Origin of the sequence: Henriciella algicola (assembly GCF_003576245.1) — a bacterium.
Taxonomy (GTDB): domain Bacteria; phylum Pseudomonadota; class Alphaproteobacteria; order Caulobacterales; family Hyphomonadaceae; genus Henriciella; species Henriciella algicola.
Window position 1 is genome coordinate 14173 of record NZ_QWGA01000008.1, and the last position, 11736, is coordinate 25908.

At 61.6% G+C, this 11736-nt stretch carries 12 protein-coding genes; 8 read left to right on the plus strand and 4 right to left on the minus strand.

All coding sequences use genetic code 11. The features are described 5' to 3' along the window. Positions 1 to 2: 2 nt before the first annotated feature. Entirely contained in the window at positions 3 to 1859 is a 1857-nt protein-coding gene (locus D1222_RS12840) for an ABC transporter ATP-binding protein (RefSeq protein WP_119454671.1), read from the minus strand. Between the two features lie 218 nt (positions 1860 to 2077). On the opposite strand from D1222_RS12840, the gene D1222_RS12845 reads away from it, so the two are divergent. Next, a complete protein-coding gene (locus D1222_RS12845; protein WP_233348750.1) occupies positions 2078 to 3211 on the plus strand; it encodes an iron-containing alcohol dehydrogenase in 1134 nt (377 codons plus the stop codon). A 9-nt stretch (positions 3212 to 3220) separates the two neighbouring features. Here D1222_RS12845 and mutM read toward each other — a convergent pair whose 3' ends face one another. Further along, a complete protein-coding gene (mutM, locus tag D1222_RS12850) occupies positions 3221 to 4069 on the minus strand; it encodes a bifunctional DNA-formamidopyrimidine glycosylase/DNA-(apurinic or apyrimidinic site) lyase (protein ID WP_182481982.1) in 849 nt (282 codons plus the stop codon). Between the two features lie 49 nt (positions 4070 to 4118). On the opposite strand from mutM, the gene ubiE reads away from it, so the two are divergent. Continuing rightward, positions 4119 to 4907, plus strand: coding sequence for a bifunctional demethylmenaquinone methyltransferase/2-methoxy-6-polyprenyl-1,4-benzoquinol methylase UbiE (ubiE, locus tag D1222_RS12855; RefSeq protein ID WP_233348752.1), 789 nt, complete (start codon positions 4119 to 4121; stop codon positions 4905 to 4907). A gap of 5 nt (positions 4908 to 4912) precedes the next feature. Here ubiE and D1222_RS12860 read toward each other — a convergent pair whose 3' ends face one another. Beyond that, positions 4913 to 5095, minus strand: a complete 183-nt coding sequence (locus tag D1222_RS12860) for a hypothetical protein (RefSeq protein ID WP_119454675.1) — start codon at positions 5093 to 5095, stop codon at positions 4913 to 4915. Positions 5096 to 5166: 71 nt separating this feature from the next. Here D1222_RS12860 and ubiB point away from each other — a divergent pair, with 71 nt between their 5' ends. The 6 genes from ubiB to D1222_RS12890 all read left to right on the plus strand — a co-directional run bounded on the left by ubiB (position 5167) and on the right by D1222_RS12890 (position 10360). After that, positions 5167 to 6696 (plus strand): 2-polyprenylphenol 6-hydroxylase, encoded by a 1530-nt coding sequence (gene ubiB, locus D1222_RS12865; protein WP_119454676.1) that lies wholly within the window; start codon positions 5167 to 5169, stop codon positions 6694 to 6696. Between the two features lie 91 nt (positions 6697 to 6787). Next, positions 6788 to 7807 (plus strand): UrcA family protein, encoded by a 1020-nt coding sequence (locus D1222_RS12870; protein WP_119454677.1) that lies wholly within the window; start codon positions 6788 to 6790, stop codon positions 7805 to 7807. A gap of 101 nt (positions 7808 to 7908) precedes the next feature. After that, the gene (gene coaBC, locus D1222_RS12875; RefSeq protein ID WP_119454678.1) at positions 7909 to 9141 is read left to right on the plus strand and encodes a bifunctional phosphopantothenoylcysteine decarboxylase/phosphopantothenate--cysteine ligase CoaBC; all 1233 of its coding nucleotides are present in this window, start codon (positions 7909 to 7911) and stop codon (positions 9139 to 9141) included. Between the two features lie 189 nt (positions 9142 to 9330). Beyond that, positions 9331 to 9522, plus strand: coding sequence for a hypothetical protein (locus tag D1222_RS12880; protein ID WP_119454679.1), 192 nt, complete (start codon positions 9331 to 9333; stop codon positions 9520 to 9522). Between the two features lie 47 nt (positions 9523 to 9569). After that, the gene (gene dut / locus D1222_RS12885) at positions 9570 to 10025 is read left to right on the plus strand and encodes a dUTP diphosphatase (RefSeq protein WP_119454680.1); all 456 of its coding nucleotides are present in this window, start codon (positions 9570 to 9572) and stop codon (positions 10023 to 10025) included. Between the two features lie 95 nt (positions 10026 to 10120). Continuing rightward, positions 10121 to 10360: a hypothetical protein gene (locus D1222_RS12890; RefSeq protein WP_233348754.1), complete on the plus strand. Its 240-nt coding sequence runs from the start codon at positions 10121 to 10123 to the stop codon at positions 10358 to 10360. Positions 10361 to 10369: 9 nt separating this feature from the next. Here the strand turns inward: D1222_RS12890 and D1222_RS12895 are convergent, their stop codons facing one another. Continuing rightward, the gene (locus D1222_RS12895) at positions 10370 to 11719 is read right to left on the minus strand and encodes an ATP-dependent DNA helicase (protein ID WP_119454681.1); all 1350 of its coding nucleotides are present in this window, start codon (positions 11717 to 11719) and stop codon (positions 10370 to 10372) included. Positions 11720 to 11736 lie beyond the last annotated feature (17 nt).

Here is an 11736-nt window from a genome sequence, read left to right on the forward strand (position 1 = left end):
GCTCAGGCCGCTTCAGTCTTCTTCGCGTAGAGCCCTTCAACGCCCTGATAGGGGTCGTGCTCTGCCACCAGGTGGCCCGGCGCGACTTCGATGAGCTGCGGGTTGTACTGGTCCGCATCCGGATCATCGATCAGGGCCGACTTCATAAAGCGCAGAGGCGCACGGCTATCTAGCGGTGATGGCAGGTCTCCGCGCAGCTTGATGCGCTCCTTGCTGCGCTCAAACTCAGGGTCAGGCGTCGGCACGGCTGAGATAAGCGCCTTGGTGTAGGGGTGGCGCGCGTCTTCATAGATCGCCGTGCGGCCCGCAACTTCGACCACCTTGCCGAGATAGAGCACCATGACGCGGTGGCTGATCTCACGCACGACCGAGAGGTCATGACTGATGAAGATCATGGCGAGGCCGAACTCCTTCTGGAGATCGATGAGCAGGTCGACGACCTGCGCCTGTACCGACACATCGAGTGCAGACACAGCCTCGTCGCAGATGAGCAGCTTTGGACGCAGGATCATGGCGCGGGCAATGCCGACGCGCTGGTTCTGGCCGCCGGACAGCTCATGCGGGTAGCGGTTGATGAGATGGGGCTCCAGCCCGACGCGGGGCAGGAACTCACGCACCATCTTCTCGCGCTCTGCCTTTGACAGCTGCGGCTTGTGAACGGTCAGCGGCTCAGCGATGGACTGACCAATCGTCATGCGCGGGTCGAGCGAGGCGAGCGGGTCCTGGAAGACGATCTGCAGGTCTTCGCGCAAGGCGTTCATTTCCTTGCGGCCAGCCTGAGTGATGTCGCGGCCCATCCAGGCGACCGTTCCGGCAGACTGCGGCACGAGTTTCAGGACAGCGCGGGCAAGGGTAGACTTGCCGCAACCGGACTCGCCGACCACGCCGAGCGTTTCGCCGGCATGCAGGTCGAACGAGACCCCGTCGACAGCTTTCAGCATCTTCGTCTTGCCGAAGAGGCCACCGCCAACATTGACCGGGAATTGGACCTTCAGGTCGCGCGCTTTCACGATCGGCTCTTCAGTCTGTGCAGGTGGCTCACCGAGTTTCGGGCGACCTTCGCGGTTTGGCTGGTCGATGCGGGGCACGGCGTTGAGCAGCATCTTCGTGTATTCGTGCTGCGGCTTGTAGAAGATGTCGTCGCTGGTGCCGGTCTCAACGATTTCGCCGTGGCGCATGACGATGACGCGGTCACACATGCGGGCAACGACGCCCATATCGTGGGTGATGAGCACGATGCCTGTGCCGGTGTCCTTCTTCAGGTCGTACATCAGGTCGAGCACCTGCGCCTGCACCGTCACGTCGAGCGCGGTGGTCGGCTCGTCTGCGAGCAGGAGCTTTGGATTGCACAGCATGGCGATGGCGACCATTACGCGCTGGCGCATGCCGCCGGAAAGCTCATGCGGGAACTGGTCGAGGCGGCGGCGGGCTTCAGGGATGCGGACCTGCTCCAGCCATTCGACACAGCGCTTTGTGGCTTCTTCACCCTTCATGTTCATGTGCAGGGCCAGCACTTCGCGCATCTGTGCGCCCACGGTGAGGTGCGGGGTGAGCGAAGTCAGCGGATCCTGGAAGATCATTGACATCTGCGCGCCGCGGATCTTGCGCAGGGTCTTCGCCTTCGCGCCGACCATTTCCGTACCCTGAAAGTTGATCGAACCGGTGACGGTGCCGTTATCTGCGATCAGGCCCATGGCAGCGAGGGCGGACTGGCTTTTACCGGAGCCGGACTCACCGACAATGCCGAGACATTCGCCCGGCGCGACATCGAAACTGGTGCCTTTCACGGCATGAACAGTGCCATCCGGCGTGTCGAAATCGATTTTCAGGTCGCGAACGGAAAGGATGGGGTTGGTCACGTGGGGGGCAATCCTTCGGGTGGCAGGCGTCTTCGTTTCTCAACGGGCCCGACAGGCGGGTCCAAGTCAACAGGTTGCACCAGTTGGCGGGCGTGTTCCGGGCGCAAAAGCGCGGCGCAGGGGCAGATTGCCGCGAGACTTCTGCTTGCGTGACCGCGCCGGTCCGTCCTACCAGTGGCCGGGACCATACCAGGACAAGAAACTCCGGAGAAAACGCCATGCCCGTAATGACATTCCTGAACACCTGTATTTTCGACCATGGGGCGATCCAGAAGCTCCCCGGCGTCCTGAAGGGCCATGGCGTTTCGAAGCCGTTCATCATCACTGATCCGGGTATCAAGGCGGCTGGCCTGCTGGATACGGTGCTCGGCGCACTTGGCACTGAGCCGGGCGGTATCTTCTCCGACACGGTCGCGAACCCGACTGAAAATCAGGCCATTGAGGTCACTGAGCTTTACAAGTCGGCTGGCGCGGATGGCATCATCGCGCTTGGCGGCGGCTCTTCCATGGACCTCTCCAAGGCGGTTGGCCTGCTGGCGGCGCATGGCGGCCCGCTAGAGAAGTATGCTGCGATGTCGGGTGGGTCGAAACATATCGGCAAGCTTGATCCGCTGATCGCCATTCCGACGACGGCAGGCACCGGCTCAGAGGTTTCCGTCGGCATGATCACGACGTTGAATAATGGCCGCAAGGAAACCTTCGCCTCGCCGAACCTCATTCCACCTGTCGCGATCTGTGACCCGGATCTGACGCTTGGCCTGCCGAAGATGATGACGGCTGCGACCGGCATGGACGCTGTCACGCACTGCATTGAGGCGATCCTCGTGCCAGCCTCAAACCCGCCAGCTGAAGGCATCGGTTATGATGGCCTGACGCGCGCTGTCGGTGATGGCTGGTTGCGCCGCGCGGTGCAGGACGGCTCTGACAAGGAAGCACGCTGGCACATGATGATGGCGTCCTATGAAGGCGCGCTTGCCTTCGTGAAGGGCCTTGGCTCTGTGCACGCTCTGTCGCATGCCGCTGGGCGCCTGCATGAGAAGAAGCTGCACCATGGTACGCTGAACGCGATCTTCCTGCCGCACCTCTTGCGCTTCAATAACGGCTCGGCCGACGGCAAGTATGAGCGCCTGCGCTTTGCGATGGGGCTCAAGCCAGGCGCTGACCTCGCCGAGGCCATTGAGAAGCTGAACGAGGATATCGGCATTCCGTCGACGCTGAAGGAAATTGGCCTTGATGCGTCCGATGGCCCGGGTGTCGTCGAGTATGCGCTGGCTGACCTTGCCCACCGCGGCAATGCGAAGACGGCCACGCAGGCCGATTACGAAAAGATATACGAACTCGCCCTTGGCTAGTCGCTGCGCCTAGCGCTGGCAGTGGCCACAATAGAAGCTTGAACGCCCCGACTGGACGATCCGTCTGATCGGGGCGTCGCAATTCTTGCAGGGCTCACCCTCGCGGTCATAGACGGCGAAAGTGTGCTGGAAATAGCCAAGCTCTCCGCTGGCCGCCTTGAAGTCAGAAATGGATGACCCGCCTGCGGCGATGGCTTCGCGGATGACGTCATTGATGGCGATGGCGAGCCGCCCGCCACGCACGCCCGAGACGGTCGACGCCTTGCGCCGGGGGCTGATGCCTGCCCGCCAGAGTGCCTCGCAGACATAGATATTCCCAAGCCCCGCAATCACGCGCTGATCCAGCAGGACAGACTTGATCGGCCCGGACTTGTTCTTCAGCGCCTCGCTCAGCCAGGCATGTGAAAAGCCATTGGAGAGCGGCTCAGGCCCAAACCCGGCAAGGCGTGGATAGACATCGAGCTGCGAGAGCGGCCAAAGCTCCATGAAGCCAAAGCGGCGCGGATCATTGTAGGTAACCGTCTCGCCGCCCTCCATCTGGAAGACGACATGGTCGTGCTTGGCGTCTGGCGTAATCTCGTGATGGAAGCTGCCCGGGCAGCCTGCACCCGTGATCGTGAAACGGCCTGACATGCCAAGGTGCATGATCAGTGCGTCGCCTGTCTCCAGCTCTGCCACCAGGTATTTGGCGCGCCGTCCCAGCCGCTCGATCCGCTTACCTTGCGTGCGCTCGATAAAGTCGCTCGCAAACGGGAAGCGCAGGTCAGGGCGGCGGAGCTCTGACGTGATGATGCGCCTGCCATCCATGACGGGGGCAAGGCCGCGGCGAACTGTCTCTACTTCGGGCAATTCAGGCATGGAAAGCCGATATAGCGTTTCAGGGATGCTGCAACTATGGTCGCCGCGCATGACAGATGATTTGAAGACAGACAAGACGGTAAGCTTCGGCTTTGAAGAGGTCTCGCCCGAGGAAAAAGTCTCGCGCGTGAAAGGCGTCTTCGCGTCGGTCGCAAGCCGCTATGACGTGATGAATGACCTCATGTCAGCGGGCGTGCACCGGCTATGGAAGCATGACACGATTGCCAAGCTGAACCCGCAGCCGGGTGAGAAGCTGCTCGATGTGGCGGGTGGGACCGGCGATCTCGCAAAGGCCTTTGTCGACCGCGCCGACAAGGCGGGGCGTCGTCGCCAGAATGACGCGCAAGCCAGCGCAATCGTCTGCGATATCAATGAAGCCATGCTGAATGCCGGCCGGGCGCGCCGCGATATGGCGGCTTATCACGATCGCCTCGACTGGGTGTGCGGCGACGCGCAGGCGCTGCCATTCGAGGCACGCAGTTTTGACGCGCTGACCATCGCTTTTGGGATCCGCAATGTTGCTGACCGGGCAGCTGCGCTGTCGGAGTTTCGCCGCGTCCTGAAACCGGGTGGGCGTCTCGCCGTGCTGGAGTTCAGCCACATGACCGCGCCATCGCTGCAGAAGATGTATGACGCCTACAGTTTCAGCGTCATTCCGAAGCTTGGCGAAGTCGTCGCGAGCGATCGGGAGTCCTACCAGTATCTGGTTGAGTCCATCCGCCGCTTTCCAAAGCAGGAAGAGTTCAGAAAAGAATTGGACACAGCCGGTTTCTCGGCTGTGTCCGTGACCAACTTTTCAGGTGGTATCGCCGCACTCCATTATGGATGGGCGGTTTGATAGATCTACTCGTCCGGCGTATCGACGGACATGCCGTCTTCACTGACCGAGATCGACAGGTCGGCATCGCCGCCCGCTGCGCTCGGCTGGCCAGCGAAGTACCAGACGCCGAAACCGATGACGGCCACCAGAAGTGCGCCGACCAGGAAGTAGAGAAAACCGTTACTGGATTGAGTATTATCAGCCATTTGCCAACTCCTTGTTGTGGCGATCAAAACGCCAGTGCACTGAATGCGTTCCCAAATATTGGAGAGACGAGTTGCTGAAAGCACTTGCTGATTATGGCCGGCTGATGCGTGCAGGCACGGCGCTGGTGCGCCATGACGTGATCCTTCCGGGCGAATACCAGACGCGGCTGCCACTGCCTGCACGGATGGCGGGGCGCGTGCTGCGGACGTTTGGAGGGCGCGCGAAGGGGCGTCCGGGTGAGCGGCTGGCGAGCGCACTGGAGAAGCTTGGGCCTGCCTATATCAAGCTCGGCCAGTTTCTGGCCACGCGGCCGGATGTGTTTGGCGCTGAAACGGCGCAGGACCTGTCTCGCCTGAAGGACAAGCTGGAGCCTTTCAGCATGGCGGAGGCGCGCCGTATTCTGGCAGAAGAGTTTGGCCAGGAAGAAGCTGAAAGCCTGTTCGCAGGCCTTGGTGAGCCTGTCGCTGCTGCGTCGCTCGCGCAGGTCCACAGACTGGAGACGTCTGACGGGCCGAAGGCAGTGAAGATCCTGCGGCCGGGCGTCGAGCAGATGATCTATCAGGAATTGCGGGCCATCCGACGCGCGGCGCGAACGGTTGAGCGCGCATCGGTCGAGAGCCGCCGTCTTGAACCGGTCAAGTTTACCGAAACGGTCGCGACCTCGATGGAGAAGGAGCTCGACTTCCGTCTGGAAGCAGGCGGCGCCGACCAGATGCGCGCAATCTCCGAGAAGGAAGACTGGTTTCGCGTGCCAGCCGTCGACTGGGACCGTACCGCCCAGCGCGTGCTGACGATTGACTGGGTTGAGGGTATCCCGCTGACGCGTCCAGAAGCGCTGGAACAGCCGGGTCTGGAGCGGGTGGCACTCGCCAACAAGATCACGCGCGGCTTTCTCTCCCACGCCATTGGGCACGGTGTCTTTCATGCCGACATGCATGAAGGCAACATATTGATCCTGCCGGACAATGAGGTCGGTCTGGTCGATTTCGGCCTGATTGGGCGGATTGGCTTCAATGAGCGCCGCTTCCTTGCTGAAATCCTATGGGGCTTTATCCGGCGCGACTATCAGCGCGTCGCCGAAGTTCACTTCGAGGCGGGCTATGTTCCGGCGAACCAGTCTGTCGGTGAGTTTGCGCAGGCACTGCGCTCCATCGGTGAGCCGATCCACGGCAAGCCCGCTGAAGACGTCTATATGGGCCGCATCCTGCTCCAGCTGATGGACTATACGCGTACCTTTGGCATGCGACTGCGGCCTGAGCTTGTCCTGCTTCAGAAAACCATGGTGCAGGTCGAAGGGGTCGCGCGTTCGATCGACCCGAAGCATGACATCTGGAAAGCGGCAGAGCCGATCGTGAAGGGCTGGATCGCGCAGAATTTCGGGCCCGCCGGGGCGACGAAACTGGCAGCGCGCCAGGCCCGCGAGGTCACTGACAGGTTGAAACGGCTGCCGCACGTCATGGATGCCTTCGAAGACTTTCTGGAGGCCGAACGGGCACGCGGCAAGGAGCCAGTGCGCGGCACGGGGCCGTCTTTCTGGTCTCTCGCAAGTCTCATTGGAATGGCTGTCATCGCAGGGTTCGCGCTCGCGCAATTCGCGTAAAGCGAGAATGTCCTGTGCGGTTGCCGGGTGCGTGATAGGTTAACGGGTACTTAACCTTAACACTGCCCGGACGACCCTGGAGGGCCACCCCATGAAGTATATTGCCGCGACCGCCGCCATCTGTCTTTTCCCTGCATGGCAGGCTGCCTCCGCGCAGGGCTATGGCTGCGCTGAACTGACCGGGGCCAGCTATGCGCACACGTGTGGCGGCTCTACCTCTGCGACGAAGATCATCCGGGTCGAGCGTCAGGCCTATGGCCAGCCGCCATCGCCGAGCAGCCATCACGGGTCGAGCGGCCATGTGAGCGGTGCGCGGGTCGGGCATCATCCGGGCGGGTATGCGCACCATTCCAGCGGCTATTACGGTCATGGCGGATTCCCGGTGCGCCATGCCGACCGCGCGGCTACGAGCTATGGTTTCGAATGGTGGACCTCAGACCGGTATTACGGCCACGGCTATCGCCCGACGACCAGCTATGAGACCCACTATCCCACCCATCACGGGCGCAATATCGGCGTCCATAGCGGCACCCGCAGCTATGTGACGACGCCAGTGAGCCCATGTGGCTACACCGCGCCGCGTGTCACAACGACCTATACCGGCTGTGGTGGCACCGTGTATTCGTCCGCCCCGCGCGTGACGACGTATACAGCGCCAACGACCTATACAGCGCCGGTCACCTATTCCAGCCGGACCAGTTACGACACCTATGACGCACGTAGTGACGCATATGCCTATGAAGAGGCGTATGACTATGACTACACGCCGGTCGTGGCGCGTGCCTCTGGCTATTGCGCGCAGGAAATCACGCCGCTTGGCGAGGATCGCCGCGGGCGTAAGCTCTATGAAGTCTGCTACCGCGACCTCTCGCCGGTGAACGACGCCCAGGCCATCGAAATCCTTTATTCGCGTATTGCGCGAGCGGCTGACGCGGCCTGCGACGCCAATCGCGGCTCGCTTTCCTATCAGCGTGAAGAGCGCCGTTGCGAGGCGAATGCCATCGAGCGGGCAGTCTACGATACGGGCATCGATGCGCTGCAGCGCCATCACCTGATCAGTACGGGGCAGGGCGCGCCGCGCGTCACGGTCGGGCCGCTGCAACGCTACTAGGCGAGGCAGATCGACAGGCGGGCCTCGCATCGCGCAGGCTTGCCGTCGATTTGTAAACCAAATCCGTGCTAGGGAGGGACCGGGCAACCGGACACCCTGTCATGAGCAGCAAGCGTATTCTTCTCATCATTGGCGGCGGCATCGCGGCATACAAGTCGCTGGAGCTGATCCGCACGCTGGCCAAGCGCGGTATTTCCAGCCGCTGTATCCTGACGTCGGGCGGCGCGAATTTTGTGACCCCGCTTTCTGTGTCAGCCCTGTCCGGAGACAAATGCTATAGCGACCTCTTCAGCCTCGATGATGAGGCAGAGATGGGCCATATCGAGCTGTCGCGCTCGGCTGACCTGCTGGTGGTCTGCCCTGCGACGGCGGACCTGCTGGCCAAGGCGGCGAACGGCCATGCCAATGACCTTGCCTCGACCACGCTGCTCGCCACCGACAAGCCGGTCCTGATGGTGCCCGCCATGAATGTGCGCATGTGGGAGCATGCTGCGACGAAGCGCAATGTGGAGACGCTGCGCGGTGACGGTGTCGAGGTGATGGAGCCTGATACGGGCGCCATGGCGTGCGGTGAATTCGGACCGGGACGCCTGCCAGACGTCGAGGCGATTGCCGACCGGATTGACAGCGCACTGGCGCGCCAGTCCGGACCAAAGCCACTTGATGGCAGGCATGTCCTTCTCACGGCAGGGCCGACGCGGGAGCCGCTGGACCCTGTGCGCTATCTCTCCAATCATTCCTCCGGCAAGCAGGGCTATGAGATCGCAGGCGCGCTGGCAGAGCTCGGCGCGCGGGTGACGCTGGTGTCTGGCCCGGTCGCGCTTGCGCCGCCGCGCGGCGTTGATCTTGTTCGCGTCGAAACGGCGGTGGAGATGATGAAGGCCTGTGAGACCGCGCTGCCTGCAGACGTGTTCGTATCGGTGGCAGCGGTGGCAGACTGGCGCCCGTCCACCCCGGCTGACCGCAAGCTGAAGCTCAAGGATGAGGGCAAGGGCCCGCCCGCGCTCGCCCTGTCTGAGAATCCGGACATTCTCGCGGCCATCTCGCGCCTTGAGAAAGGCCGCCCGCAACTTGTCGTCGGCTTCGCAGCCGAGACAGACGCGGTGGAAGAGAATGCCCTTCGCAAGCGGGCAAGGAAGGGCTGCGACTGGATCGTCGCCAATGATGTGTCTGGCGATGTGATGGGCGGCGCAGAAAATGAGATCGCGCTTGTCACAGATGGCGGGGTCGAGAACTGGCCGCGTATGGACAAGGCGGCTGTGGCGCGCCGTTTGGCAGAGCGCATCGCTGATCATCTGTCCGGCAAGGACAAACCGCGCGTCGCTGCCGAATAATTTGTTGCGCCTGCGAAATAGGCACATGCATTGCATCGTGACCGGTTGATTCAACCAGAGAAATCAAATCTCAGCCAACTGCGCACGTGCGGAACGAAATGCATTGACTCTTGTTAGCTAACCGACGTGATAATGAATTGTTGGTGATTGCGTCTCTAAGCTAAAGCGTACAGTAACCCGGACAGGACCATGAAGCTCATTATCGGCTATTTCACTTTGATCGTCGTCCTCCTTGCAGGTCTGTCCATCTTTGCGAATGCGCATGCCGCGAGCGAGGCGAAAGCCGAGGATGTGCCGCCGGCAGCCGAGCTTCAGCAGACGAATGGCGCCCTCCAGCCTGCCGCCTCGTTCGGTGAAGATGTGACCGCCTACGTCATCTAGGCCTTTTCAAGTTGACTCTTGCGGGCGACTCCGTCGCTTTGCCTCTCATGCAAGAGATCAAAGTCGCCATCCGCACGCTGCCCCATTTCGAGGGCCTGCCATATCCTAAATATGAGACCGAAGGTGCTGCGGGCATGGATGTGCGCGCTGCCTATGATGAGGGCGACGCATTCGAGCTGAAGCCTGGTGAGCGCACCATGGTGCCGACCGGCATCAGCGTGGCGATCCCGGAGGGGTATGAGATCCAGATGCGCCCGCGCTCAGGGCTCGCAGCAAAGCATGGCCTGACCTGCCTCAACAGCCCCGGCACGATCGACAGCGATTATCGCGGCGAGCTGAAAGTCATCCTGATCAATCATGGCAGCGAGACGTTCACGATCGCGCGCGGCGAGCGGATCGGCCAGATGGTGCTGGCGCCGGTCACGCGTCTTGTCTGGGAGGAGGTGGACAGCCTGCCTGAGACGATGCGCGGTGAAGGCGGCTTCGGGTCGACCGGGCGCTAGACGCCTGCTCGATAATCGGACCGGGCTGGCCGATTTTTCTTGAATTACGCTCTGGCAATCCTTATTATCGAATTACGATAAGAAAGGAACGCCACATGGAAATCACCAGCCCCTTCACGATGATCGTATTCATTGTGCTCGTTTGCGTCGGTGCCGGCGTGATCAACAATTACATCAAGATGAAGGCTGACCGCGAGAATGGCGCCGCTAATCAGGATGAGCTGGAATCGATGCGCCGTGATATTGCGCGGCTGACAGAGCGGGTACGCGTGCTCGAGACGATCGCGACCGACAAGGATGAACGCCTGCGCGATGAGATCCGCCGTCTGGCCTAATCGCCGGACCTAGATCAGGACGCCGTCTTCCTTGGCGAATTTTGCCAGAAGATAGGCGTCCGTTTCCTCGACCGTCTCGAGCTTGCCAAAGGCGAACGCATTGCGGTCGATGACCATGTCGCGTGGCCGAAGCGTGCGCGATATCTCCAGACCCTCGAGCGTGCGGGCCCGTGAGAAGGCGACATAGGCCTGACCATGGGCGAACATGCCCCTGTCAAAATCGATAAACACCTTGTCCAGCGTCAGGCCCTGCGCCTTATGGATGGTCACGGCGTAGGCGAGGCGCAGCGGCACCTGTTTGAATGTGCCGACAACCTCGCGTGAGACTTTCTTCGTCTCCGGGTCGAGCGTGTATTTGTATTTTTCCCAGGCGGCGGGCTCTATCTCATGGATGTGGCCATCCAGCTCCACCCAGACATTGTCGCCCTTGAAGCCCTCGACCGTGGCGAGTGAGCCGTTCACCCAGCGCCCTTCAGGGTCATTCTTGATGAGCATGACCCGCGCGCCCTTCTTGAGCTCCAGGTCAGCTTCTGTCGGGAAGGACTTCTCGTCGAACTGGCCCTGAACGTTCGCCTCGAACTCATGCGACTTGCCCGGCAGGTCAGCCAGGCGCGCCTGATTGATGCGGAAGGCGTTCGCGTTGTTTGGCGTCAGCACGACATGGGTTTCGCTGGCTTCAACAGCTGTGCGACCGGAAACAGCGCCCTGTAGCAGGCGCTCATCCGTTGGTGCGAGCCGCCCCTGTCGCATCGCGCCGAGCAGCGCGAGGAAACGCGGGTCCTCCTGCCTGAACACATGTTTCAGCGCCAGCAGGGCGAACTCTGCCTGTTTGAAGCCGGGGGCGTTGAAGAAATAGTGCCCGCCATAGCGTTCATTCAGGATTTCGGCTTCTTCACCACGCGCAACGGGCGGCAGCTGGTGCAGGTCGCCGGACAGGATCATACGGACCCCGCCAAACGGGCGCTTGTTGCCGCGATTGAGCTGAAGGCTCTTGTCGATCGCGTCCAGCATGTCGGCGCGGACCATCGAGATCTCGTCGATGATCATCGTCTCGATCGCCTTGATGAGACGTGCACCGCGCAGGCGCTTGATGTCGGCTTCCTCGATCAGGCGCGGCGGGAATTTGAAGAAGGAATGGATGGTCTGGCCGCCAGCATTCATGGCAGCAACGCCCGTCGGCGCGAGCACGACCGTATTCTCGCCAGCTTCGGCCAGGAAACGGCGCAGCATGGTGGTCTTGCCCGTGCCCGCCCGTCCCGTCAGGAAGAGATTGCCCTGCGCACCCGCGCCCCGCGCGACCCATTCGGCGGGCGCGGCATAGACCGTATCAGGCAGGGTATTTGTGTCAGACGTTTGCATTTCACGTAGCCTTAGAC

What these genes read in the sequence shown, in the direction of transcription:
- D1222_RS12845 (WP_233348750.1), top strand. Translation starts at nt 2,078, where the DNA reads ATGCCCGTAATGACATTCCTGAACACCTGTATTTTCGACCATGGGGCG.
- mutM (WP_182481982.1), bottom strand. Translation starts at nt 4,069, where the DNA reads ATGCCTGAATTGCCCGAAGTAGAGACAGTTCGCCGCGGCCTTGCCCCC.
- ubiE (WP_233348752.1), top strand. Translation starts at nt 4,119, where the DNA reads ATGACAGATGATTTGAAGACAGACAAGACGGTAAGCTTCGGCTTTGAA.
- D1222_RS12860 (WP_119454675.1), bottom strand. Translation starts at nt 5,095, where the DNA reads ATGGCTGATAATACTCAATCCAGTAACGGTTTTCTCTACTTCCTGGTC.
- D1222_RS12870 (WP_119454677.1), top strand. Translation starts at nt 6,788, where the DNA reads ATGAAGTATATTGCCGCGACCGCCGCCATCTGTCTTTTCCCTGCATGG.
- coaBC (WP_119454678.1), top strand. Translation starts at nt 7,909, where the DNA reads ATGAGCAGCAAGCGTATTCTTCTCATCATTGGCGGCGGCATCGCGGCA.
- D1222_RS12880 (WP_119454679.1), top strand. Translation starts at nt 9,331, where the DNA reads ATGAAGCTCATTATCGGCTATTTCACTTTGATCGTCGTCCTCCTTGCA.
- dut (WP_119454680.1), top strand. Translation starts at nt 9,570, where the DNA reads ATGCAAGAGATCAAAGTCGCCATCCGCACGCTGCCCCATTTCGAGGGC.
- D1222_RS12890 (WP_233348754.1), top strand. Translation starts at nt 10,121, where the DNA reads ATGGAAATCACCAGCCCCTTCACGATGATCGTATTCATTGTGCTCGTT.
- D1222_RS12895 (WP_119454681.1), bottom strand. Translation starts at nt 11,719, where the DNA reads ATGCAAACGTCTGACACAAATACCCTGCCTGATACGGTCTATGCCGCG.